The organism is Bacillus sp. FSL R5-0523 (assembly GCF_037975295.1).
GTDB classification, from domain to species: domain Bacteria; phylum Bacillota; class Bacilli; order Bacillales; family Bacillaceae; genus Bacillus; species Bacillus subtilis.
In genome coordinates, this window is sequence record NZ_CP150251.1 from 2,580,095 (window position 1) to 2,605,124 (window position 25,030).

Consider the following 25,030-nt stretch of genomic DNA (forward strand, 5'->3'; position numbering starts at 1 on the left):
AACGGACACCATACAAATCAGCGTAAATGCTGCAAGTTCAGTGTCCGCAACCTATTATGACTTTGCTTTCTTTTACCAGGGCGTATAAAAATGATGAGGTACGTTATCAAACGTTATATTCTATGATTTTGCGAGTCGAAAAATCATAACATTTTATATATTTCAATCAGATTATGATCTGGATCTCTGAAGTGAGCAACTCGGGCACTCCATTCCTTGCGATCATGCGGTTTATTCACACATTTAACTCCTTTTTTGTGTAAATCGTCATATGTTTTATCAACATCTTCTACCTTAAACTGAAGCAAAAATTTTGATTGAGCTTCTCCTTCCAACGATTTTTTTCCCTCTCCAACGATTTCAGCCATCGTTTCTCGAGATAAAAGCTCTATTTTCGTTTCCCCATTATCAAAGAGTGCATATTCCATTTCATTCTCTAACCAACTTATTGGAAGTCCTAATGAATCTTTATAAAACTCGACGCTTTTCTTAAAATCATTCACCAACAGTCTAATTTGTAACAGCTTCATATCGAGTGCCTCCTATAAAACCATACTTTTACTAGTCATCCAATTTAATGATACCAAAGAAACCTGACAGCACTATGTCAAGTTTCCATACTTCACCCTTATTTCAGATTTAAGTGCAGTTTAGTCCATGTCATAAGAACGAGCAAAAACAGCGATTCTTAAAACAAAAAATGATACCGAGTGTATTTTCTGTATGCTTCAACTTCATTTCGGGAAATGTAACGTTGATAAAAGGAGGTTACATCAATATGGATCATCAAACATTGGCAGCTCATGAGGCTGTTGACTTACATGAAATCGTGAACTTTAAAACACTTTGTATAGCGAAATCAAAGTTAATGCAAGGGCTTGTGTTTGACCAAGAACTGAAGGACTTGATGGAAAAAGATGTACAGCAATCCATTCAAGACCTTACTGAATTACAAGCGGTTTATGAGCGTGCCTCATTTCAGGCCCCTGTCCCTCAAAGCCGCCCAACGCCAATCATCAATTGAAAGGGAGGTAAGCCTCTTTGAATAATGATCATTTAGACCCCATTAATTCGCTGAATGTGCCTGAACTAGCAGACACTACATTCGCGATGGATTTTCTTATACGAGCTAAGGAAGGCGTAAGGAATACTGCTGTAGCTTTGACAGAAACCGCTTCACCAGATGTAAGAGCACTGCTGCGGAAACAGCTGATGCAAGGAATTAGAATGCACCAAGAGATTACGGAACTGATGATCAGCAAAAAATGGTTCCATCCATATGAGCTGAGCGAACAGTATAAGCTGGATCAGCTCTCTGCAAAAAACACGATCATGGTCGGCAATATGAACCTCTTTCCTGATGAAACAAATCGCAAAGGGATGTTTGACCGGACACCTGATGAACACTAACACTGGAGGTTGTACAGCATGAAGGCAGTAACGTATCAAGGCATTAAAAATGTTGTTGTCAAAGATGTCCCCGATCCAAAGATTGAAAAATCCGATGACATGATTATCAAAGTCACCAGTACAGCCATTTGCGGATCAGATTTACACTTAATCCATGGATTCATTCCTAATATGCAAGAAGACTATGTCATTGGCCATGAACCGATGGGAATTGTTGAAGAAGTTGGGCCAGGGGTTACAAAGGTCAAAAAAGGTGACCGCGTCATTATCCCTTTTACGATCGCCTGCGGTGAATGTTTTTTTTGTAAAAACCAGCTGGAAAGCCAATGTGATCAGTCTAATGACAATGGGGAAATGGGTGCTTATTTCGGCTATTCAGGGCAAACTGGCGGTTATCCAGGCGGGCAAGCGGAATATTTAAGAGTGCCATTTGCGAATTTTACCCATTTTAAAATCCCTGAATCTTGTGAGGAACCCGATGAGAAATTAAGCGTGATTGCCGATGCCATGACCACCGGCTTTTGGAGTGTGGATAATGCCGGCGTAAAAAAAGGCGATACAGTTATCGTTCTCGGCTGCGGACCAGTCGGCCTGTTTGCTCAAAAGTTTTGTTGGCTAAAAGGCGCAAAACGCGTCATAGCAGTTGACTATGTAAACTATCGCTTACAGCATGCGAAACGTACAAACAAAGTAGAAATCGTTAATTTTGAAGACCATGAGAATACAGGAAATTATTTAAAGGAAATCACGAAAGGCGGAGCGGATGTAGTCATTGACGCTGTTGGGATGGATGGTAAAATGAGCGATCTCGAGTTCCTTGCCAGCGGATTAAAGCTTCATGGCGGAACAATGAGTGCATTGGTCATTGCCTCTCAAGCTGTTCGCAAAGGAGGAACCATACAAATTACAGGTGTGTACGGAGGCAGATATAACGGTTTTCCGCTAGGAGATATCATGCAGCGAAACATCAATATACGCTCTGGACAGGCTCCTGTGATCCACTATATGCCGTACATGTTTGAACTAGTATCAACGGGCAAAATTGACCCGGGAGATGTTGTCAGCCATGTCCTGCCGCTTAGTGAAGCCAAGCATGGCTATGACATTTTTGATTCAAAAATGGATGATTGTATCAAAGTTGTGTTAAAGCCTTAAAAAACGGAGGTTACAGAAATGGAATACGCCTTACACGAAGTGCTTGAGGTTCAGGAAATGACTGCATTTAAGACACTTTGTTTGACGAAATCTAAAACAATGAAAGCACTGGTATCTGATCCGAAGCTGAAAGAAATCATGCAGCAAGATGTTGACATCACCACACGCCAGCTGCAGGAATTTGCCTCTATTTTATCTAATGCAAAGCACGAATGAGGAGATGAATAAATCATGAATCCTATCATAGAATATCTGACCGGCATGAATGTTCTAACAGACCAAATCATTGCTATGGACTTATTAATTTCAGCAAAAAACGGAGTCAGAAATTATGCGATGGCAGCCACTGAAGCCGGAACGCCTGAAGTAAAAGAGGTCCTTATCCGCCATTTGGAAGAAGCACTTGATATGCACGAACAACTCTCAAGCTATATGATGGAAAAAGGCTGGTACCATCCTTGGAACCCTGACGAACAAGTCAAGCTACATTTAAAAAATATTGATACAGCCATTCAATTGCCAACCCTTTAACATACAATGACTGATTTGCTGAGGAACAGTATTGATTGGCCACAACTGTTCCTCAGCTTCAAAATGAGCACTGTTTGTTCGGGTCCTATGACCGTAAATAGATTAACCGCTTTTCTCCATCTGATCTCGATAATGTTTGCAAATTCTCCAATCCAAATAAGGAATCGTAACCACCTCTTTTTATGCGATCTCTTGATGGAGAAAACAGGCCAGAATCAAAATCCTTCGTTTTAACCTGCCCTCTTCACACGCAAAGAACGCTACCTTCTTTGCTCCACTGATCCGTGAAGACTTTCCGTTTTAGGCCTGCTTTTGAGCTTTGCCTCGTTTTCGCGCAATTTCCCATCATAATCTTTAATTTTTGTGTCTAATCTTTTAATTGTTTCATCAATTTCTTTCCGCTTCTCTATCAGCCGCTGTCGTTCGTCAGCCAGGATATTTTTTCGAGCTTCTACTGTACGGTCACCTTCGGTAAATAATGTTGTATATTCAATTAGCGCTTCTATCGATAGTCCCGCATTTCGCATGCATTTAATGAATTCAATCCATTTGATATCTTCTTCATCATAGTCGCGAATGCCGCTGTCTTTTCGTTTTACAGGCGGGATTAATCCTACACGTTCGTAATATCGGAGTGTTGCGGCTGTCAGGCCAAACTGCTTTGCCACCTGAGCAATATTCATGATCTTCACCTCTCTATCCTGTATGTTGTGAAGGTAACACTTAAAGTTAACTTTAAGTCAAGCTCAAAACAAGTGGTTAGCTGCTGAATCTGGGTTTATATATTCGGGACTTGCCTTAAAGCACACTTTAAGCTCTATACTTCTCCATGCAATAAAAACAGTTTAGATGGAGGGATTGCTGAATGGCAAATAAACAAACTGCCGGAAGAGAACAATTAGGAGAATTTGCGCCAAAGTTTTGCTGAACTTCATGATGATGTTCCTATTCGTTGACATTTGGGCAAGAGAGGAACAACTTTCACCCCGGGATCACAGCATGATTACAGGTTCTGCATTAATTGCTGACTGTATCTCACTTTATAAATCAGGTTCATTTTAAATGGGTTTTTTTAAAAAAACCTTGCCTTAAAGCAGACTTTAAGGTTTAACGTTATGTTGAATACACCATAAAACATAAATAAGTGCATGTTTTTATTTACAACACTTATGATGAAGAAAGGATAGGTTCATATGTGTAATCAACATCAAACCCGTGTATTAAGCGTGTCACATGCAAAAGCCAAATTTGAACAAACGACGATTGAGCGAAGAGAATTACGGCCGCACGATGTCTTAATCGATATTAAATTCAGCGGTATTTGCCATTCAGACATTCATAGTGCTTTTGATGAATGGGGCGGTGGCATCTTCCCAATGGTGCCTGGACATGAAATAGCCGGTGTTGTAACAGCCGTTGGAACAGAAGTCACCAAGTTTGCTGTCGGAGACCGCGTTGGTGTCGGCTGTTTTGTTGACTCTTGCGGAGAATGCGAATACTGTCTCAACGGAGAGGAACAATTCTGCACGAAGGGTGTTGTTCAAACGTATAACTCAGTAGACTACGACGGAAACCCCACTTATGGCGGGTACAGCCAAAAAATCGTTGTCACTGACAGATTTGTTGTTCGAATCCCAGATCGTTTGGAAATGGATGTTGCCAGTCCGCTGTTGTGTGCAGGTATCACAACATATTCTCCGCTGAAACACTGGAATGTTGGCCCTGGTAAAAAGGTTGCGATTGTAGGCGTGGGTGGCCTTGGACATTTGGCGATTCAATTTGCACATGCGATGGGTGCAGAGGTAACCGTTCTGAGCCGCTCCATGAATAAGAAAGAGGAAGCTCTGGAACTCGGGGCAAATCATTACTTTGCAACAAGTGACCCAGCCACATTCACTGCATTGGCCGGGCGTTTTGACGTGATCTTAAATACGGTATCGGCAAATCTCGATGTAGATGCCTATTTATCAATGCTTCGTATAGACGGGACACTTGTAAACGTTGGAGCTCCTGCCAAGCCGGACACATACAGTGTGTTTTCCCTAATCATGGGGCGCCGCAGCATTGCAGGTTCTCTAGTCGGCGGAATTCAAGAAACTCAAGAGATGCTGGATTTCGCAGCTGAGCATGGCATCGAACCTAAAATCGAAGTCATCGGAGCTGACCAAGTGGACGAAGCATACGAACGTATCCTCCGAAGCGATGTCCGTTATCGATTTGTGATTGATATTTCCACATTGTAATAGGTTAGTCCTTATATGGGGCTGACCCGCTTTTATTGAAACTCACGAAAAACGATCTCGTTAAGCAAATATTTTGAAGGCCGGTCAATCTTCCTGTTATTCTATGAATAGAGAGTTATTAGGAGGGGTTTTTATGAGCAAAAAAATTGCAGTTCTTGTTACAGACCAATTCGAAGACATCGAATATACAAGTCCGGTAAAAGCATACGAAGAAGCTGGCTACAGTGTTGTGGCTATCGATTTGGAAGCCGGCAAAGAAGTTACCGGTAAGCATGGCGAGAAAGTAAAGATTGACAAAGCCATCTCTGATGTGGATGCAAGTGACTTTGATGCACTTTTAATTCCTGGGGGATTCTCTCCGGATTTGCTTCGTGCAGATGACCGTCCGGGTGAATTCACAAAAGCATTTGTCGAAAACAAAAAACCTGTTTTCGCAATTTGCCACGGCCCGCAAGTACTGATTGATACGGATCTTCTAAAAGGCAAAGATATCACAGGCTACCGCAGCATCCGCAAAGATTTAATCAATGCCGGTGCAAACTACAAAGATGCAGAAGTAGTCGTCAGCCACAACATTGTCACAAGCAGAACACCTGATGATTTGGAAGCATTTAACCGCGAATCTTTAAACTTGTTAAAATAACGAGAAGGCACAGACTGTTCGGGTCTGTGCCTTTTTTTAAAATTAAGACTCCTTCTTTACATTCTGAAAGACAGCAGTCGCGTCCCACACATTCAAGCCAAATTGGCCTTCAGAATATGCGGAATCATGTGCATCAATCACAAGACGATCATTTAAATAGATTTTAAAGCGATCGCCCTCGGCCTCTGTTTTCAGATGATACTTTTTATTAACGTCTATCGGTGTTTTGTATTCAGCAATGACAGAAGCAGCACCGTTCTCAAATTTAAAGAATTTCACTAGATCATGCTTCGCATCCACATTGGCAAGGTAACCGTTTTTGGCATCTTTGTCAGAGCGAAACATAAGTGCTCCTGCCCCTCTTCCGTTTCCATCCTTAATGGTGATATCAGATTCATAAGTGAAGTCTGACCCGGATGCTGAAGACAAGTTAAAGGAATCTCCGTCCGACCTCCCTTGTTTCCCCTCAATCGTGTCGGCCCACGTGCCATTTACAGTCGTCCAGCCAGTCATATTGGACATAAAAGGTGACATTCCCCATACCTTTTTCAAAGGGTGTATCGTTAAAGATTTTACCTTTACACCGCCATTTGCAGCATATAATTCAAGCCCTTTGCTTGATCGGTCTGGGAGAATAATATCCGTTATGACCTGCTTTCCGTCATTCCCAAATACTTCAACCGAGGAGCGGTCAACAAAAATGCGCAACTTAACCTTCCCATTTACCGGCTTCAACGGGGCTGTTTCTTTTCCGGTGTTAAAGGCCGGATTAAAGGTATTGTTGCCCGACTCGCTCCGGTCAACGAACAATTTGGCGTTCCTTCGGTCATAGCCGACCTTCGTAAATTGATTTTCACCTGTTCGGACCTTAAAACCAAATTCAGCAGCTGAACCAGGGCTTACTTTAAATTCTGCATTTATTTCATAGGCATCTCCAGATTGCCCTGCTAACACATTATGACTTGCAGGCGATATGGTCAGATTCTTCCACTTCTTAGAGGTCCCGCGAATGGTTTCCAGCTCTTTCACTGGTGTTTGGACCACTCTAACCCCTTCAGTAAACGCTTTCAATTTTAACTCTCTTGGAATGGACGTTGCACTTCTCCATGGGGATGTCGGAACATCATTCGCATATTGCCAATTGCTCATCCACCCTAACCATAGCCGGCGGCTGTCTGTTGATGGAATATCGGACCAGGATACAGCCGCATAAAAGTCTCTGCCGTAATCCGTCCAGAGAACTTTGTTTGACGGGTTTTCATTTTTAAAATGAGTTCCATCAAAGTCTCCTACAAAATATTGCATGCCTGATCCTCCCGAGACCGCTCCGTTCCCGACACTGACCTGCATGACCCATTTTTTCCGATTCGGATTGCCGTCTACTGGAAGCTCAAATAAATCTGGGCATTCCCATACCCCCCCGTGGCTTCCTTGATCCTGTCCAAATTCACTTGCATACGTCCACTGCTTCAGATTTTTTGATGTATAAATGAGGATTCGGTCACCGGCCGCAAGCACCATTACCCACTTTTTTTCTTTCTCATACCAAAAGACTTTTGGATCGCGAAAATCTTTTTTACCCGGGTTTGGAATGACAGGGTTGCCAGCGTATTTCGTCCATGTTCTTCCTTTGTCGTTGCTATAGGCAATACTTTGCACTTGATGGCCTTCCCGATCCTGTGTATAAATGGCCACAAGCGGCTTCTCTTTGCCTGTTTGAAAACCGCTTGTGTTATTTTTATCTACAACTGCGCTTCCAGAAAAGATCGTGCCTTTTTCATCCGGATAAAGCGCAACAGGAAGGTGTTCCCATGTAACCAAATCTTTGCTGACAGCATGCCCCCAATGCATGGGCCCCCACTGAAGCCCGTATGGATGGTATTGATAGAACAAGTGATATTCCCCAGCATAATATACCATTCCGTTTGGGTCATTCATCCAGTTTGCCTCCGGTGTGAAGTGATATTGAGGACGGTAATCCTCATCATAGTAGCTTGAATCGGCTGCATCTGCCGAAAATGCCATAGTCAACAGCAGGGTGAACATGATGATGACCTGAATAAGTCTCTTTTTCATTTGTCCCTTCGCTCCTCTCTTCATGTTTGAACACTTTCAAGAGAGACTGCTGCGCAAGCTGGTCCGTTTCTGGAAATTCTTCTCTGTTTCGCTGTTATCCGAATGATTTATATATGAAAAGACTGCTGCAGTTTCTCTCTTTTTCCTTCACACACCTTATGCTAAGAATCCAGCCCAATACCCGAGAATCCCGATGACAAAGATGCCGCAAATAATGAGAAGAGGATTCACCCCTTTGCGAAGCATCCATGCCACCAATAACGTTAATCCGAGAGGCAGCGCACCCGGCATAATGCTGTCTAACACGTTTTGTACCGTTTGAACATCTACTTTTCCGCTTTCATCCTTAATCCTGGATACAACGATTGGAATGTTGATGGTGGTCCATTTGGACACGAGAGCCCCCATAACAAATAATCCGAGAATCGAAGCGCCCTCTGTAAGCTTTTGAATGCGATTCCCCGCTAAATCCTGAAGAATCTCCATTCCTTTCACATAGCCATACTTTAATCCGTAATATTTTGTGCTTAATCTTATGGCATTCAGCAAGAAAAAGAATAGCAAAGGGCCGGCAATGTTTCCTCCTAAAGCAAGGGAGGCTCCTAGCGCAGCTAAGACAGGACGAATCGTTCCCCAAAAAATTGGGTCGCCTACGCCCGCTATTGGTCCCATCAAACCGATTTTCATTCCGCTTATCGCTTTTCCGTCAATTCCTTTATTGTTCGCCATTTCTTCTTCCATGGCTGCCGTCACGCCAAATATAGGCGCTGTCAGCCACGGATGTGTATTAAACCATTCCAAATGCCGCTGCAAGGCTTCGTTTCTTTTCGCTCCGGGACCGTACAGTTTTTTGATCGCCGGTATCATGACATAACAATATCCCATTGCCTGCACACGTTCGAAGTTAAAGGAACCGAGTAAAAAATTTGAACGAATAAACATGCTGAAAATTTCTTTTTTCGTTAATCGTTTTTCTTTCTCCATTTTTTCTTCCCCCCTCATCGTTTAGGCATCAAGATCATCATCATCGTCATCATAAACAGCAACACTGCCACTGTCTGATGCGGCCGCGACTGCTCCGTGAGCGCTTTGTTTTTGCATCACCTGCTGGTATAAAAGCGCCAGACAGAGACCAAGGGCTCCAAATCCCACTAAGTTAAAATCGGTAAACGCCGCTAATAAGAAACCAATATAGAAAAATGGCTTTAAATAAGGAATATTCATCATATTGATCACCATGGCATAGCCGACAACCACAATAATGCCTCCGCCTATTTGCAGTCCTTTTGTAATGACATCAGGAATATTTCCCAGGAACGCCTGAACAGCGCTGACACTAATTAAAGCAACAATCAATGTAGGAATCATGACGCGCAAAGCTTGAAACACCATCGCGGTAATATGCATAATTTCAATTCCTTTTATATTTCCCGCTTTTGCATATTGATCAGCGCGGTGGATGAAAAAGACAGTGATCGTACGAACAAAAATCGTCAGCGCCTGACCCGCAGCTGCTAAAGCAACAGCGACAGCAATCCCTTCGCCAATTCCCTGATCAGCAGTAATAACTAAAATGGTTGAGATGACAGAGGCGATCGCTGTATCAGGTGCCATGGCAAGCCCGACGTTCATCCAGCCGAGCGCCATCAGCTCCAGTGTGCCTCCAAGAATAATTCCCGTTTTTAAGTCCCCGAGCACCAAGCCAACTAACGTACAGGCCACTAGCGGACGGTGTGTCTGCCCTTCATCCAATACACTTGCGATTCCGGTGATTGCTGCAATGATTAACAACAAAATAATTTGTAATGAAGACATATTCTCATCCCCTTGATTATTTTGTTACGTTCCGTAAAATCTGTACAAAATCCTCACTGGCATCTGAAGGCAGCTGCCTCAATTCCAGTTTCACGCCCTTGTCACTTAATGTTTCAAATGCCTTTATATCTTGTTCTGTGACACTGACTGATTTTGTGATTTGCCTGCGATGATTTTCAAAACGCATTCCCCCGACGTTTACGGTTTTGATCGGTACACCTGCTTCTATAAGAGATACAATATCAGACGGATTTTCAAACAAGAGCATTGCCGTTACCCCTTCGTAGCGCGGACTATGAAATGCTTTTGCCATTTTAGAAACCGAGACGGCACTCGCCTTTACATTTGAAGGCGCAACAGAAAGAATCAGCGTTTTTCTCATTTCGTCCTGAGCAATATCGTCGGAGACAACGATGATTCGGTCGGCTTCATGGACTTTTATCCACCTTGTCAGGATTTGGCCGTGAATAAAGCGGTCATCAATTCTTGCTAACACAATGTTCATCATAATTCATCCTCTCTTGTATCTTGATTGGCTGTTTTTACTTTTTCTAAATGTTCACTGCAGACTTGAAAGCTTTGCTGACTCATTGCTTTTAAGTTGTTCAGCAAATCTTTGAGAGCCAGATGTTCTCTCAGGCTTAATACCTCCAGCAGAATCGGCAGGTTTACGCCGGCTGCCATATCCATTCTTTGATCCTCAGCAATAAAGGAAGCTGCCGCGTTATATGGCGTCCCTCCAAAAATATCGACTAAAAAAAGCACTTCATGTTCTTCCGGGATATCCTTGAGCGCCTGATGATATTTTTCTTGCAACGTTTGTATTCCTTCCCCTTTAAAAAACGGCACTGCAATCAGGTTATTTTCTTCACCGAATATCATCCCTGAAGATTCTTTTAATGCTATGGGAAAATCTCCATGACCGCTGATAATAACTGAAATCATATCTATTGCTCCTTTCCTGTTTTGTACATCCATATATAATGCAAGGATCGTGCCAACACAGTTGTGTTAAGCGTTTTCATTGTTATTTCAGCCAATAGCAATTTGTTGTTGAAACACTTAAAACGAAAAAAATAAACCTGTATTAAAATGGTGTTCCATTTAATACAGGTTCATATGAAAAAACTATTTTTAAAACAGCTGGCCATGCACTTCTTCAGCAAATATGGCGGCTATAAATAATTTTTCATCATCACTTATGCGAAGTCCGAGCTTTTCTTCATATGGGGCTAATGTTCGCTCTGTCACGTACACCATTTCCTTCAGCTGATCATTGATCTCTTCTTCCTCTGAGAAAGCGATCGGATTCTGCTTAATTACCCTTTCAAAGGCGAAAGCCGTGTGCATAATGACTTTGATCAAAACAGCATTATTGAAAATGACCCCCAGCTCATCTTGAACGGTTTGCAGCCACTCCAATAACATTTCGATCACATGGTGGGGATTCAAGAAGACAAGGTATTTTTTCAGGCTATCCTCACAAAGCTCCCTGACAATCATATTTGCTTCGTTCAATCCATTGCTCAAGGGGATGCTTCCTTTTGTAATCGCCTGTTGAATCAGCTTCTCTCCCTCCCCTTCAATTAACACTTCTAAAGATACATGCGGAGCATTGATTTTAGGGTCTTTCGTTCCGACTGTGGCAAGAATTTCATACTCTTTTTCGATTTCTTTTATGCTGTTGGCCAGTTTAATCGATGATACGGTCAATATGTGAATCGGGGTATCGGAGGCCTTGTTTACGATCGTGGTTAAAATGTCTTCCAGCTTTTTGGCCGTCCCGCTGCCCGTGGTGCAGATGGATACCAAAGCCTTCTTTTTGCCGGGTGCCGCTGGCTGACGCTCCCACAACTCGATAAAATCCTTCGTGACCGATTGATAGATCGCATGCAAATTTAAATTCAAATAGTTGACCTTTCTGACAGCATCCAGCACCATTGAAGTCGTAACATTGCTGATCGTTTTAATAGAAATGCCTGTCTTTTCCTCCAGCCTGCTTTCCAGCATTGCAAGCGACCCCATATCTACCAGCATTAAAACACCTTCGCCTTCATCAACCTGTTTCATTTTTTCTGCTACGCATTCAAGAATGTCCGAAGGTGAAACAGTAAGCGGCATGTCAACTGCTGCAATCGGCGTACTCCCTAGCAGTTCTGTCGCGACTTCAACCATTGAACTCGCCGTGCTGTTTCCATGAGCAGCCACGATAATACCGACTCTTTTGTTCTCCTTTAACGATTTGATGGAATGGATTAACATCGTTAAGTAGATGACTTCTATTTCAGGAATAGCCACTTTAAAATATTCCTGAATTTTATCTTTAAAAATCATCGCCACCCGATATTCTTTCACATGAGTATCACGAATTTCATCCGTCTCCTGTGTATTCAAAACATCAATTTGCTTTCCTCGCTTTAAAAATGCGTCAATATGCATACTCAAGAAATAAATAAACTTACGGTCAAATGTGCAATCCAGCTCATGTTCAGCTATTTCTTTTAACTGTTTTGTCATTTGAATCACGTCATCCTCAACGAATGTCAGCAAGTTGTCTTTTTGAAAAGCTTGATGATGAAAAAAACTTCTGACATGCAAATGGACATCAGTCAAGATGTATTGGTTAATATCTTTTTTTGATAAACCTTCTTTCATAAGCGTTTTCACTTTTTCCTCAATCAAATGATATAAGTTAAATGAGAGGTCTTCGTCAATTTTTGTTGTTTCATCTTCTACAATCGGAGAGATAATCGTCGTAATATTGACATATTCAGAAATGGCTTTGCTTCTTTGCATGTTTTTGCTGCTGGACATCCATTCTTGCTTGATTTCATCAGGCAGATCGCGAACAGTCAGTTCAATAACTTCATTTCTGTCAAGGTTATGCAAAAATCCGTGTGCGCAAACTAACTGGACATTTGATTTCAGCTGTCCGACATTCCCAAATTTCGCAGAGTGAATAAGCGCATTATAGACATCGATATGCACACTCAGATTCTTCTTAATTCGCTCTGCTTCTTTCCCTAATAAAAACGTCGTCAGATCCACTCTTTCTTTAAGCGATCGTTCTTCAAGCGAAGGAATATGAATGGTCATTGGGATTCTTCGCAAAAACGTTTTCAATAGTGCAGAACTCGGATTTTCTGTAGTCGCACAAATAAACAATACGTTCGATGTTCGTTTATGTTCAGATTCTCCAAGCCTGTTATAAGAACCGCTGTCAATAAAATAAAACAGCATTTCTTGTCCCTCGGGAGGGAGACGGTGGATTTCATCCATAAAAAGAATGCCACCATTGGCCTGTTCGACTAAACCCGCCTTATCCTCGGCAGCACCTGTAAATGAACCTTTTTTGTGTCCGAATAATTGAGAAAGCAATAATTGAGGGTTGTTGTAGTAGTCTGCACAGTTAAATGTAATAAATGGTGCGCCGGCCTTCAATATGTCAGAGTAAATGGCAAACTGGTAAATTCGGTTCGCAAAAAGGGATTTACCGGAACCAGTCGGCCCTAGGAGGAGCATATGCAGACCGTTCGGCGGATAAAAGACAGCTGCTTTTGCCTGGGAGATCGCTTTCTTCAAACTCCCTTTTGCCCCTATCATAAGCTCTAAGGGATTCGTGGAAATGTGTTGATGATTTTGCTTTGAATTTCCGGAAAACGCCTGAAGGTCTTTCACTTCCATCATCTCTGTATCCCATTTCTTGTTGAATAATTTTTCTGCTATCTCGACTGGGATGTATCTTACAGGAAACGTTTTAATTTTGATGACCTTTTTGGACCGGACGAGATTGTTCAATTCAAAGCTGACATTGGACCGCTCCATTTTCAGCTGCTCGGCAATCTCCTTTGCTGAATTCCCTTGTATTTTTAAAAGATGATCTAAGGTTGAATCATGAAAATTATGCTTGAGCTGATGGTATATTTTATCTATTCTTCTCACGTCTATCATCCTTTGTCCTTATTAGATAAGCCATTAACAAGAATATTTCGAAACTTTATAGTCCGCGTTGAGATTATCTGCTGATACACGTTTAAAAAGGTCTCTATAGCAGATTGACAAAGCTGGCTTTTATGCGTATATGTTTACATGTTGAATAAATTTGCATCTCATATTAGTATGATAGATGCTCAGTTCTGGAGGGCCAGTCCCCTTCAAAAGTAATAATCAGTAAACAGTTTATCATTCTCGGGGAATGTAATGATGTCAAAATCATCAATGACAAAAAATGAATCTTATAGATCATGACAAATTACCCAAATATAACCCCTTAAGTTCGTTCACAACTAAAAAGACGGACACTCTATGTGACCGCCACAGTATTACAATTTGCAAAACTTCGTCATTTTTGCAATCCACTTTGAAGGTTAAGAAATCTGTAAGCTTAAAAACTTTATCTCCGATTCTCTCGATTTGATCCCCCCTGCAGGTCTCAAACATAGTGGGTATGCAATTATACAAATCGTTACCGATTAAAACTAGCCTGTCAGATTGTCCAAATGACTTTCCTGTTTTACTCTGCTATTCAGGTAGAATCACGAGTGAAAATAGAGCCAGAAGACATGTAACAGCACTTAAAATAGTTTTAAAATTTAAAAATAAAAGTATCTATTCTTTTAAATGTTATAATATCCGATAAAACTTTACTCATCTTTTTATTACTGGAGGAAAATAAAATTGATAGGCAATTCTAGCAAAGACAATTTTGGCCAGCAACAGAAATTGTCTAGAGGCCTTAAAAACAGGCATATACAATTAATGGCGATTGGAGGTGCAATCGGTACAGGTTTATTTTTAGGTTCAGGTAAATCCATCCATTTTGCAGGACCATCCATTTTATTTGCTTACTTGATCACCGGCGTATTTTGCTTTTTCATTATGCGTTCGCTCGGAGAACTGCTCTTATCAAATGCGGGATACCACTCTTTTGTTGATTTTGTAAGGGACTATTTAGGAAACATGGCAGCATTTATCACTGGGTGGACCTACTGGTTCTGTTGGATTTCCCTCGCGATGGCTGATTTAACGGCGGTCGGCATTTATACGCAATATTGGCTTCCCGATGTGCCTCAATGGCTGCCGGGTCTTCTTGCGCTTATTATCCTGCTGATCATGAACCTTGCCACCGTTAAACTTTTCGGAGAATTAGAATTTTGGTTTGCATTGATCAAAGTCATTGCCATACTGGCTCTGATCGTAACTGGTATTCTCCTGATTGCGAAAGGTTTTTCCGCAGCTTCCGGCCCTGCCAGCCTCAACAACCTTTGGAGCCACGGCGGCATGTTCCCAAATGGATGGCATGGGTTTATCCTATCTTTCCAAATGGTCGTCTTCGCTTTCGTGGGTATTGAACTGGTTGGCCTGACAGCAGGTGAAACAGAAAATCCCCAAAAAGTGATCCCTAAAGCCATCAATCAAATTCCTGTCCGGATTTTACTTTTTTATGTTGGCGCACTTTTCGTGATTATGTGTATCTATCCTTGGAATGTGTTGAATCCAAACGAAAGCCCATTTGTTCAGGTCTTCTCTGCAGTAGGCATCGTTGTGGCTGCCAGTTTGATCAATTTTGTTGTATTAACATCAGCCGCATCAGCTGCAAATAGCGCTTTATTCAGCACAAGCCGAATGGTCTATTCACTTGCAAAGGATCATCACGCACCTGGACTATTAAAGAAATTAACTTCTTCTAACGTGCCAAGCAATGCGCTGTTCTTTTCATCCATCGCCATTCTGATTGGCGTTAGTCTGAATTATTTAATGCCCGAGCAAGTCTTCACACTGATTACAAGTGTTTCTACAATATGCTTCATTTTTATTTGGGGCATCACGGTGATTTGCCATTTGAAATATCGAAAAACAAGGCAGCATGAAGCGAAAGCAAACAAATTTAAAATGCCTTTTTACCCATTATCCAACTATTTAACACTTGCATTTCTCGCGTTCATTCTTGTCATATTGGCACTCGCGGATGATACACGTGTTGCTTTGTTTGTCACTCCGGTCTGGTTTGTTTTATTGATTATTTTGTATAAGGTGCAAACCCGCAGAGGACATAAGATGAAATAAAAAAAAAGACAAGGGATACTCACTCCCTTGTCTTTTTTATAGGGCCAAACACTAAATTAAACTTTGGTTTCAAATTTCATTCACTTCATTTAAGTGTTAACTCAAACCAGTTTTGATGCCGAAACCTACTAATATTATTCCGGTAATTTTTTGAAACACTTTCTGGAACTTCGAGTTTTTCATCCATTTTTTCGCGTAATCAATAATATAAACAAGAAACAGAAACCACAACACCGCTAATAAGGTTAGGATTGAAGCTAAAATGATGAGCTGCTGGTTTATATTTCCGTTCAAATTGATAAATTGGGGCATGATTGTAACATACACCAAAACAGTTTTAGGATTGAGAATGTTACTGAGTGAACCCTGCATAAAGGAAGTTTTATAATACCGTTTCGGAGAACTTGCCATATTTTTTGCTTGGGATTGCATGTCATCTAACGAAAACATACTTTTAGCAAAAAAACTTTTTACACCTAAATAAATTAAGTATGCCGCTCCCAAATATTTGATCGTTGTGAAAAGAATCACTGACTTTGCGATCACCACTGATAATCCTAAAATGGCAATCACCGTCCAAAAGGAAAGTCCTGTTGCCAATCCGAGAATGTTATAACGGCCGGCTTTCGGGCCATACCTAAGCGTATTTTTCATCACAAGCATCGTATCTGCCCCCGGCATGATAACCATCATGGCAGCGATCGGTATGTATGCGAGTAAGCTGTGCATTGTTCTCTCCCCCTTTAAAAATCCCCTCAATCATATAGTGACTACAAAAGTAACTACTTATAAAAGTGTATCAATGCGTTTGGAATAAATCAATATGGTTTGTTAAAATAGCGATTACTAAGGCAGCGATTGCTCTTTATATTGGAGGATATATGAAAGAAAATATGTTAGACATTTTAAAAAACCTCAATTTTACAGAATATGAGTCGAAAGCTTATTTGGCGTTATTGCAAGAATCACCTTTAACAGGCTATGCCGTTGCCAAAAAATCCGGAGTGCCCCGTTCTAAAATTTATGAAGTCCTGGAAAGCCTTGTGATCAGGGGAGATGTTTTTGTCAGTCATGGAAATACGCCTCAGTATGTTCCTGTCCCCGCAAAAGAACTGATTAAAAACCGCCGGCTCAAAGCGGAAGAGCATTTTGATCAGGCTGAGAAATATTTTGAAAAGTTCGAGCAGACTGCTAATGACCGGGAAAACATCTGGAATATCACCGGCCGCAGTGAAATTCTTGAAAAGGTGAAGGCTTGTATTTTATCTGCCAAAAAAAGAATCCTCTTAGAAATATGGAAAGAGGATTTTGAGGAGATAGAAGCAGAGCTCAAACATGCGGCAGAACAAGGCGTTATTGTCACCATTATTGCGTACGGAGACATCGTATCTGATTTTGCCAATGTTTATCTTCATGATATGAGCAGTGAAATTACAGAAGAGTATGACGGCCGGTGGCTTGTCTATAGCGGAGATGATTCAGAAGTCGTAGCAGGCATTGTCTCACTTGGCAACGACAGCCGTGCTGCATGGACGATGCATGTAGGTTTAGTCATGCCTATTACTGAAGTGATCATTCATGATCTGTACCTCATGGAAATTCTGAAAAAGCATAGAGAGCTTTTAGAAGAGAGCTTCGGGAAAAATCTCATCCAGTTGCGCCGTAAATTTTCTATTCACTCAGATTTCAAAAAACATTATTTGGAATAATATTCGCATCGCTTAACCAAAACAAGGCTTGTACAAAACAAGCCTTGTTTTTTTATGCATAACTCTCTTTTTAAAAAATGTGATTCTGCGCAAACTATTTTTCAGCCTGCCGCGTCTATCCTAGGTAACAGCCTACGATATACGTATATTCAAAAAGGAGCCCTTTATTGCAATGAAGAAAAAACAAACAACAAAAGCGTTGCTTGTCACATGCATAACTGACCATAAGCAAGATTTCTACAGGTTGGCTTTCAGTTATGTGAAAAATCAAGATGACGCATTAGATATTGTTCAGGAATCGATAAAAAAAGCGCTGAGCTCAGTTGAAACGGTCAGGAACCCTGAGACGATAAAAAGCTGGTTTTATAAAATTTTAGTGCGGACAGCCATTGATTTTTTGCGCAAACAAAAAAAGATAAGAGTGATGGACGACGAAACGATAGAATTTTTAAGCAAAGGAAAGGAAGACCATTACAAGGATACTGATCTCCATGAAGCGCTTGACGAATTGCCGTACCGCTATAAAACCATTATTATTTTACGTTTTTTTGAAGACCTCAAATTAGAAGAAATTGCGGAAATTACAGGAGAAAACACGAATACCGTCAAAACGCGCCTATACAGAGCATTGAAACTGATGCGCATTCAGTTGACGAAGGAGGATCTTTCTTAATGGATAAGAGATTACAGCAATTAAGAGAAGAATATAAAAATGTTCAGATTCCTAAAGAATTGGATATCATTGTTGAAAAAGCCCTTCAGCAAGAACCAAAAAAGAAAAGAATCGTCATGTGGCCGACATCAGCAGCAATCGCTGCAGCTATTTTATTCACTGCGCTTGTTAATATCAACCCTGACGCTGCTCAGGCTATGTCAAAGATCCCTGTCATCGGCAAAATCGTCAAAGCGATCACCTTTATTGAAATCAAAGAGGAAAAAGACCAATCAAGCATTGATGTCAAAACACCTGCTTTGTCCGGGCTTTCTAATAAAGAGCTTGAAAACAGCATTAACGAGAAATACTTGAAAGAAAGCCAGCAGCTGTATAAAGAGTTTATACAGTCCACATCCAAAAACAAAAAAGGGCATCTCAGCATCTACAGTGATTACGAGACGGTCACAGACACGCCAGATTTACTCTCTATCCGGCGCAATATTGAAAAAACACAAGCATCTTCCTACACACAAAGCCGTTATATTACAATTGACAAGAAGAATGATATTTTACTTACATTAAAAAGCTTATTCAAAGATGAGCGGTATATTAAAGTCATCAGTCAAAATATTAGAGAGCAAATGAAACAACAAATGAAGGAAGATCCAAATAAAATATATTGGCTCACTGACGAAGATGCAGAACCGTTCAAAACGATTCTTCCTGATCAGACGTTTTACATTACTGAAGACCATAAACTTGTGATCTCATTTGACGAATATGAAGTCGCCCCCGGCTATATGGGCGTTACCGAGTTTACAATTCCAACCAGCGTCATTTCAAACTTGCTCGTGGGAGAACGTTACATTCGATAAAATAAAAACATCCATCCAAGATTATGGATGTTTTCTCTCTTCTCTATTCGAGGTCGTAACCCCGCTATCAAAAACAACGAGAATATTTGCATACTATTGGAGGAATACCCATGTATCACAAGACACAGCATCATCGATACATTCCTGGACTTGATGGCCTTCGGGCTTTCGCCGTCCTGTCAGTTATCGCTTATCATCTAAATTTCAATTGGGCTAACGGAGGTTTTATCGGAGTTGATATCTTTTTTGTTTTATCCGGATATTTGATTACATCTATTCTATTACCGGCATATGGAAATGATATCAATCTTGATTTTCGAGATTTTTGGGTGCGCCGCATTCGGCGGCTTCTGCCGGCGGCTTACCTTATGATCTTTTCCACTGTTGTGTGGGTCGTATTGTTTGATCGAGAACTATTACACACTGTACGTGGAGATGCGATCTCTTCTCTCTTTTATATGAGCAATTGGTGGTTTATTTTTCACAAGCTATCATATTTTGATAGTTTCGGTTCCCCATCACCTCTAAAAAACCTTTGGTCGCTGGCGATTGAAGAACAATTTTATATCATATGGCCGATATTTTTAGTTGTTGGAATGTACATAATGAAAAGCCGCGCCAGATTGGCTGCGGTGATATCATTGCTTGCACTTTGTTCAGCCGTGATGATGAGCGTACTGTATGAACCTGGCGGAGATCCGAGCCGCATTTACTATGGCACAGACACTCGTTCGTTTGAACTTCTCATCGGATGTGCCTTAGCTTTGGTATGGCCGATGAAAAGGCTGTCTTCCAACAAGCTGCCAAGCAAACTGAAGCACACTTTGCACGCCACTGAATTTTTGGCATTTTGTATTTTAGTGTTGTGTGTCTATTTCACAGATGAATACGAGCCTTTTCTTTACAGAGGCGGAATGCTATTCATTAGCGTGACTGCCGCAATCCTTATTGCATGTGTTTGCCATCCGAGCAGCTTTTTAGGCAATCTGCTTTCATGGAGGCCGCTTCGGTGGCTTGGAACGAGGTCTTACGGAATTTATCTTTGGCACTACCCTGTTATTGTGTTAAGCACGCCAGTTCAAGAAATCGGAAACCCTGTTTTTTGGCATATCTTGCTAAAGATCATTGTGACATGTATACTTGCCGAGCTTTCCTACCATTTTATTGAGAAGCCGATACGGACACAGGGATTTAGGTCATTTTTCCGCCGTGTTTTTGTACATAGAATCAAGGAATGGAAAACGACATCTGTCATCAGCAAACTGTCAATTGGTTTCGTCATTTTCGCTATACTTATTTTTGCAGGCGGGCTGTCTGGGTTAGCCGGAGAGCAAAAGCACCCTACCAAATGGACCTATAGCTCACAAGAAACAAATGCTGACACCAGCCAGGCTTCTGGGGATAAAAAGAACGCTGCAGCAGATAAAAAACACAATCCTGAACAAAAGACAACAGAATCGGATCAACGTCAAAAGGAAAACAAAGATAGTGGGCAAGAGACTCATAAAAAGAAAGACACGCAATCCCAACAGCAGAAAAAACCAGCAGACACTGCGAAAGAAGTTTTAGCTATAGGAGATTCTGTCATGCTTGATATTTCTTCACACCTGCGTCAGTCACTTTCAAATGTGACGATTGATGGAAAGGTAGGAAGACAAATGTCTCAAGCTTTGGAACTCGCAAGGGAATACAAGTCTTTTAATCAGCCGAACAAGGCTGTCATCATTGAGCTTGGAACCAATGGCTACTTTACAAACAGCCAAATCGAACAACTGCTTCAATCTTTCTCAAAAGCCCATATCTATCTTGTCAATACACGGGTTCCCCGCCAATGGGAAAGCAAGGTTAATGAATCTTTACAGCACCAGGCAAGCGCACATCAAAATGTTACGTTAGTTGACTGGCATACAGAAGCCCTTCAGCATCCGGAATATTTTACCCCTGATGGTGTTCACTTGGTTCCTAAAGGAGCAAAAGCTTTGACCGCTCTTATTGTTCAGGCGATGAAATCATAAAAAAGAGATCCTATGCGGATCACTTTTTCACCTTAGTTTCTGATCGTTGATTATGTCTCCTTTCAGCAAGGCTGCCCTTATGTTTACATTCCGTTTACGTAAGGGTAAGCCAAAATAGAATGGAGGGATGATGGTGACAGTAAATGAAGAACATGACTTCCAAAAAGAGCTGAAACGATATGAACTTTTTTTCAAAAAACGATATAAGATTCTTTATACAGTTAACGATTTTATCATTGGTGCTTTGTTTCTCGTCGGGAGCTTTTTCTTTTTTTATGACCGATTAATGTCGGCAGGGATATGGCTGTTTGCGATCGGAAGTTTGCTGCTGTTAATCAGGCCGACCATTCGGCTGATTCATGACTTTCATTACCGTAAGCATGTGGAACAGCAATTCAAGCATCAATCTTCAACAGATGACTGATCTTAAGGAATAAGCAAGAACAAAATGCCAAAAGCCTGAGTTGAAAATCAAAAACAAGACTTTTAGACTATTTATTTTTAAAAATAAGGTAAAAAGAACTAAACTTTTGCCTCTGCATGACGATATGAATAATAAGGCCGGCGCGATACTCCCTATAACATCCTTTTCAGTAGATTTCATTATCGTGCCGGTTTTCTCATATGCAAAGCAATCCCGCCAATCAGATTGGCGGGATTTTATATTTTACATTCCTGTCCAAACGTCTTTCACATAACGTCTTTGATCTTGCAGCTTTTGCAGCCATTCAGCTGATTCTTCCTGACTTGCTCCTTTTTCAGCTTCATACGCCAATCGCAAAGTCTTCTCTACATCAGGAGCCATTTGTGATCCATCACCGCATACGTAAATATGAGCCCCTTTTTCAATGAGTGTCATCAATTTCTGCGTATCTTGCTTGAGCAAGTGCTGGACATATTCTTTTGGTTCGTTTTCGACGCGCGAGTAGCATCGGCGGATTGTGACCAAACCGTCCTGTTCCGCTTGATCCAGCTCTTCTCTGTAAAGGTCGTCATGGTCCGGGCGGCGGCAGCCGAAGTATAAAAGTGCTTCACCAAGGGTGCTTCCTTCCTTCTTCAAAACCGATCTTGCCTGAATAAAGCCCCTGAATGGCGCAATTCCTGTGCCCGGCCCGACCATAATCATAGGCGTTTCAGGCTCATCCGGCATCTGGAATCCGGACTGCGGCGTACGAATGAAGCAAGCTGCTGCATCACCTGTATTCAACTCTGCTAAATAATTAGAGGCGACCCCCCGGTATTCACCTCGGCCGCTCCATGCTGAGGCTTTCACAACTCCTACCGTCATGCTCACGATATTTGCATGAACTTTCGGTGAGCTTGAAATGGAATAGTATCTCGGTTTTAGTGATGGCAAAAGTGCTAAAAACCGTTCAAACGGCATTTCGCAAGCAGGATAATCCTCTAAAAAATCAAGCATGGTAAGACGTTTTGCAAGTACCTGCTCTTTGTAAATGCCATCATCTGAAACGAGCTGTTCCAGCTCTTTTTGATGCGGCGGACAAACTGTATAAGAGGCCAGCTCCCGAAGCTGAAGCCTTGATGCCGGTTCCTGCAGCTCTACATAGGACGACAATAAATCCACTACTTTGATCGGCCGATCCATCGGCAGATGAGCCATATGAGCGCTTCCGCTTACTTTTATCACATGATTGGACTGCAAACCGAATCGGCTGAGAACCCGCTGAACAAGCTCCCTACTGTTCTTCGGCAGGATTCCGATATGATCGCCTTCTTTATATGTTTTACCAGCCGGAATTTCCAATTCAATATGGCGGGTTGAACGCGTGCTGTCAGCTGTCTGGAGTTCTCGATTCTCTAACACAACCCCTTCAAACGCGCCATATGCTTTAGCAACCGGCGTTTCCGTCGCTTCACTGAGAAAAGTAATCGATAATGAAGGCCTGTCTTCTTTCTGGGCTATTTCGTTAATATCAAATGCGTCCATCGTTTCCTTCCAGAAGCGGTTTTCCCAAGACTCGCGATGGCTTTCAAAATCATCGGCGGCGTCACCTTCCCCAATCGCTGTTAAACGCGATGCCCCCTTTGCTTTCATCATGTCATCAATCAGGCGGGGAATCCGCTGATACGTGCTGGCCCAGCTCCGGTTCCCGCAGCCGAATACCGCATAGGAAACACCTTTCAATTGGCCTTCCTCAAGCTCTTTCAGCCACTCTACAAAGCCGGCAGCATTATCAGGCGGCGACCCATTATAAGAAGCCGTTACAATGACGACTGCCCCTTCTTCAGGGAGCTTGCCGATATAATCATCAAGCGGAGCCGTTTCAGCTGTAAAGCCCATCTGGCGGCCTTGAGCAGCCAATTCACCGGCTATTCCCTCAGCTGTCCCAAGGTTTGAACCGTAAAGAACGAGTAAAGGTGTGCCGTGTTTAGGTTTGGTTTCTTTTGGCTTTGTTTCTGCTTTGATTTCTGCCTGTTCTTTTCTCTGTACATTGATTGCCGCTGTTTTCCGCGGTTTCACAGTAATTTTAAAATCATCCGGCTTGATCGTTAATGCTTCTTTGATTTTTAGTTCGTAGCCAGTATGGTTTATCAATTCAAAATGCTTTAATACAAGACCGAGAACCATTGTCGCTTCTTGAAGAGCAAACTGCATGCCAATACAAGCGCGCTGTCCGTTTCCAAACGGCTTATACGCATGGTGAGGGATACTTGAAGGATCCTCAAACCGTTCCGGACGGAAATCTTCCGCATCCGGTCCCCAAGCGTTTTGATCCCGGTGCAGTTTTGGAATTAAAACAGTGACTGGCTGCCCTTTGCTGATCGGATATTCACCGCCTAGAACAGTATCCTCCTTCGCATATAGAGAAAAAGCCGGAGCTGTTGGATACAGTCTGAGGGTTTCATTTAAAACCATCCGAGTGTATTTGAGCTGCTGGATTTGTTTATATTCAGGCGTGTCATCCGTTAACACGCGATCCGCTTCCTCCTGAGCTTTTTTCAGTTTTTCTGGATGTGTAAGCAGACAATAAATCGCAAAGGAAAGCAAACCGCTTGTTGTCTCATGTCCAGCAATTAAAAATGTGATGATTTGATACCTTATGTTTTCATCATCCAGCGTTTCACCGGTTACTGGATCTTTGGCATAAAGCATGAGAGACAAGAGATCCTTGATGTTATCATCCGGATTCGCCTTTCTCTCAGCTATCATTCTATCGACCAGGGAGTTCATGACTTCTATATCCTTTTGAAACTGCAGCTTCGTTTTCACCATCATCTTATCTTGCAGGCCCAGTCTTTTTGATTGATTCATCGCCTCTTTTAAGGCACGGAGCATACTGGTGATAAACGGATGCTGTGAATCACGGTAAAAGCTGTTGAATCGATAGTTAAATCCGCATAACCCAATCGTATCAAGCGTCAGACGTGTCATATCGTCTGCTACATCAATTTCTTCATTAGGGTTTAACCGGCTCCATTTTTGAATCAGCTGGGTTGCGATATCCAGCATCATAGAATGGTAGCCTTTCATCGCTTTTTGACTAAAACTCGGCAGCAAAATGCGGTGGGCTTTTTGCCAGTTCGGTTCGTGCGTCCAGCTTGTAAATAAGCCATCTCCCCCGAATTCGCGCACCTTTTGCAAGCCTTTGCCAAGGTTCTTGTCAAAGCGGCTTTCATCACATACTTCTGCCACAAGATTGTGGCCCGATACAAAAACACTGGATACTCCCGGAAAATCAAAACGGAAAATCGGTCCCAATTCATCAGCTATCCGCCATAAGGATTGAGAAAGCTGTTCTTTTTCCAGATGCGGAAGATTTTTTAAAGGTCCGTATGTTTTGGGCTGAGGTATTGCGCTTGCCTGTTTCATTAACA

The 25,030-nt window shown here is 41.9% G+C and carries 24 protein-coding genes and 2 pseudogenes; 15 read left to right on the plus strand and 11 right to left on the minus strand.

The window, feature by feature from the left end; genetic code table 11:
- Window positions 1–143: 143 nt before the first annotated feature.
- Window positions 144–530 carry a VOC family protein gene (locus NYE53_RS13275; RefSeq protein WP_014477468.1) on the minus strand — a complete coding sequence of 129 codons (387 nt, stop codon included), beginning with the start codon at window positions 528–530 and terminating at the stop codon, window positions 144–146.
- 248 nt (window positions 531–778) lie between these two features.
- Between NYE53_RS13275 and NYE53_RS13280 the strand changes: the two genes are divergently transcribed.
- From NYE53_RS13280 to NYE53_RS13300, 5 genes are read left to right on the plus strand one after another with little or no spacing between them, the layout of a single operon-like run.
- A complete protein-coding gene (locus NYE53_RS13280; protein WP_003229845.1) occupies window positions 779–1,024 on the plus strand; it encodes a spore coat protein F-like protein YraG in 246 nt (81 codons plus the stop codon).
- 17 nt (window positions 1,025–1,041) lie between these two features.
- Window positions 1,042–1,410: a spore coat protein gene (locus NYE53_RS13285; protein ID WP_014477470.1), complete on the plus strand. Its 369-nt coding sequence runs from the start codon at window positions 1,042–1,044 to the stop codon at window positions 1,408–1,410.
- Window positions 1,411–1,428: 18 nt separating this feature from the next.
- Window positions 1,429–2,565 carry a zinc-dependent alcohol dehydrogenase gene (locus NYE53_RS13290; protein ID WP_327829570.1) on the plus strand — a complete coding sequence of 379 codons (1,137 nt, stop codon included), beginning with the start codon at window positions 1,429–1,431 and terminating at the stop codon, window positions 2,563–2,565.
- A gap of 18 nt (window positions 2,566–2,583) precedes the next feature.
- Window positions 2,584–2,781: a hypothetical protein gene (locus NYE53_RS13295; RefSeq protein ID WP_014480384.1), complete on the plus strand. Its 198-nt coding sequence runs from the start codon at window positions 2,584–2,586 to the stop codon at window positions 2,779–2,781.
- Window positions 2,782–2,796: 15 nt separating this feature from the next.
- Window positions 2,797–3,096 carry a spore coat protein gene (locus NYE53_RS13300; protein ID WP_251187863.1) on the plus strand — a complete coding sequence of 100 codons (300 nt, stop codon included), beginning with the start codon at window positions 2,797–2,799 and terminating at the stop codon, window positions 3,094–3,096.
- A gap of 260 nt (window positions 3,097–3,356) precedes the next feature.
- Here NYE53_RS13300 and adhR read toward each other — a convergent pair whose 3' ends face one another.
- Window positions 3,357–3,779 carry an aldehyde stress transcriptional regulator AdhR gene (gene adhR / locus NYE53_RS13305; protein WP_004398725.1) on the minus strand — a complete coding sequence of 141 codons (423 nt, stop codon included), beginning with the start codon at window positions 3,777–3,779 and terminating at the stop codon, window positions 3,357–3,359.
- A 182-nt stretch (window positions 3,780–3,961) separates the two neighbouring features.
- On the opposite strand from adhR, the pseudogene NYE53_RS13310 reads away from it, so the two are divergent.
- The 3 genes and pseudogenes from NYE53_RS13310 to yraA all read left to right on the plus strand — a co-directional run bounded on the left by NYE53_RS13310 (window position 3,962) and on the right by yraA (window position 5,982).
- Window positions 3,962–4,158, plus strand: a pseudogene (locus NYE53_RS13310) (carboxymuconolactone decarboxylase family protein).
- A gap of 131 nt (window positions 4,159–4,289) precedes the next feature.
- The gene (gene adhA, locus NYE53_RS13315) at window positions 4,290–5,339 is read left to right on the plus strand and encodes a formaldehyde dehydrogenase AdhA (protein WP_072174158.1); all 1,050 of its coding nucleotides are present in this window, start codon (window positions 4,290–4,292) and stop codon (window positions 5,337–5,339) included.
- A 133-nt stretch (window positions 5,340–5,472) separates the two neighbouring features.
- Window positions 5,473–5,982, plus strand: a complete 510-nt coding sequence (yraA, locus tag NYE53_RS13320) for a cysteine protease YraA (RefSeq protein WP_262090975.1) — start codon at window positions 5,473–5,475, stop codon at window positions 5,980–5,982.
- Between the two features lie 42 nt (window positions 5,983–6,024).
- Here yraA and sacC read toward each other — a convergent pair whose 3' ends face one another.
- From sacC to levR, 7 genes are all read right to left on the minus strand, one after another.
- Window positions 6,025–8,028: a levanase gene (gene sacC / locus NYE53_RS13325; RefSeq protein ID WP_339248545.1), complete on the minus strand. Its 2,004-nt coding sequence runs from the start codon at window positions 8,026–8,028 to the stop codon at window positions 6,025–6,027.
- Window positions 7,967–8,098, minus strand: coding sequence for a hypothetical protein (locus NYE53_RS13330; protein WP_251187862.1), 132 nt, complete (start codon window positions 8,096–8,098; stop codon window positions 7,967–7,969). Before NYE53_RS13330 ends, sacC begins: the two co-directional genes overlap by 62 nt.
- 116 nt (window positions 8,099–8,214) lie before the next feature.
- Entirely contained in the window at window positions 8,215–9,042 is an 828-nt protein-coding gene (gene levG / locus NYE53_RS13335; protein ID WP_003229834.1) for a PTS fructose transporter subunit IID, read from the minus strand.
- Between the two features lie 21 nt (window positions 9,043–9,063).
- A complete protein-coding gene (gene levF / locus NYE53_RS13340) occupies window positions 9,064–9,873 on the minus strand; it encodes a PTS fructose transporter subunit IIC (protein WP_003229833.1) in 810 nt (269 codons plus the stop codon).
- A gap of 16 nt (window positions 9,874–9,889) precedes the next feature.
- Window positions 9,890–10,378 (minus strand): PTS fructose transporter subunit IIB, encoded by a 489-nt coding sequence (gene levE, locus NYE53_RS13345; RefSeq protein ID WP_339245119.1) that lies wholly within the window; start codon window positions 10,376–10,378, stop codon window positions 9,890–9,892.
- On the minus strand, window positions 10,378–10,818 hold the full coding sequence (gene levD / locus NYE53_RS13350) for a PTS fructose transporter subunit IIA (RefSeq protein ID WP_003246144.1): 441 nt from the start codon (window positions 10,816–10,818) through the stop codon (window positions 10,378–10,380). The genes levE and levD overlap by 1 nt, the downstream gene beginning before the upstream one ends.
- 189 nt (window positions 10,819–11,007) lie before the next feature.
- Window positions 11,008–13,815: a transcriptional regulator LevR gene (gene levR / locus NYE53_RS13355; RefSeq protein WP_326243281.1), complete on the minus strand. Its 2,808-nt coding sequence runs from the start codon at window positions 13,813–13,815 to the stop codon at window positions 11,008–11,010.
- A gap of 557 nt (window positions 13,816–14,372) precedes the next feature.
- On the opposite strand from levR, the pseudogene NYE53_RS13360 reads away from it, so the two are divergent.
- Window positions 14,373–14,512: pseudogene (locus NYE53_RS13360) on the plus strand (hypothetical protein).
- Between the two features lie 38 nt (window positions 14,513–14,550).
- Window positions 14,551–15,939: an amino acid permease gene (locus NYE53_RS13365; protein ID WP_339245121.1), complete on the plus strand. Its 1,389-nt coding sequence runs from the start codon at window positions 14,551–14,553 to the stop codon at window positions 15,937–15,939.
- Window positions 15,940–16,035: 96 nt separating this feature from the next.
- Here the strand turns inward: NYE53_RS13365 and NYE53_RS13370 are convergent, their stop codons facing one another.
- The gene (locus tag NYE53_RS13370; protein ID WP_014477480.1) at window positions 16,036–16,668 is read right to left on the minus strand and encodes a LysE family transporter; all 633 of its coding nucleotides are present in this window, start codon (window positions 16,666–16,668) and stop codon (window positions 16,036–16,038) included.
- Between the two features lie 152 nt (window positions 16,669–16,820).
- Between NYE53_RS13370 and NYE53_RS13375 the strand changes: the two genes are divergently transcribed.
- The 5 genes from NYE53_RS13375 (at window position 16,821) to NYE53_RS13395 (ending at window position 21,617) form a co-directional block, all read left to right on the plus strand.
- Complete coding sequence (locus NYE53_RS13375; RefSeq protein ID WP_336154012.1) at window positions 16,821–17,648, plus strand: TrmB family transcriptional regulator; 828 nt, start codon at window positions 16,821–16,823, stop codon at window positions 17,646–17,648.
- Window positions 17,649–17,820: 172 nt separating this feature from the next.
- Window positions 17,821–18,321 (plus strand): RNA polymerase sigma factor SigV, encoded by a 501-nt coding sequence (gene sigV, locus NYE53_RS13380; protein ID WP_004398891.1) that lies wholly within the window; start codon window positions 17,821–17,823, stop codon window positions 18,319–18,321.
- On the plus strand, window positions 18,321–19,178 hold the full coding sequence (gene rsiV / locus NYE53_RS13385) for an anti-sigma-V factor RsiV (protein ID WP_251187858.1): 858 nt from the start codon (window positions 18,321–18,323) through the stop codon (window positions 19,176–19,178). The genes sigV and rsiV overlap by 1 nt, the downstream gene beginning before the upstream one ends.
- A gap of 110 nt (window positions 19,179–19,288) precedes the next feature.
- Entirely contained in the window at window positions 19,289–21,193 is a 1,905-nt protein-coding gene (gene oatA, locus NYE53_RS13390; protein ID WP_336154011.1) for a peptidoglycan O-acetyltransferase OatA, read from the plus strand.
- Window positions 21,194–21,326: 133 nt separating this feature from the next.
- Window positions 21,327–21,617 carry a YrhK family protein gene (locus NYE53_RS13395; protein WP_087614863.1) on the plus strand — a complete coding sequence of 97 codons (291 nt, stop codon included), beginning with the start codon at window positions 21,327–21,329 and terminating at the stop codon, window positions 21,615–21,617.
- Between the two features lie 243 nt (window positions 21,618–21,860).
- On the opposite strand, the gene cypB is transcribed toward NYE53_RS13395, so the two are convergent.
- A complete protein-coding gene (gene cypB, locus NYE53_RS13400; protein ID WP_339245124.1) occupies window positions 21,861–25,025 on the minus strand; it encodes a bifunctional cytochrome P450/NADPH--P450 reductase CypB in 3,165 nt (1,054 codons plus the stop codon).
- Window positions 25,026–25,030 lie beyond the last annotated feature (5 nt).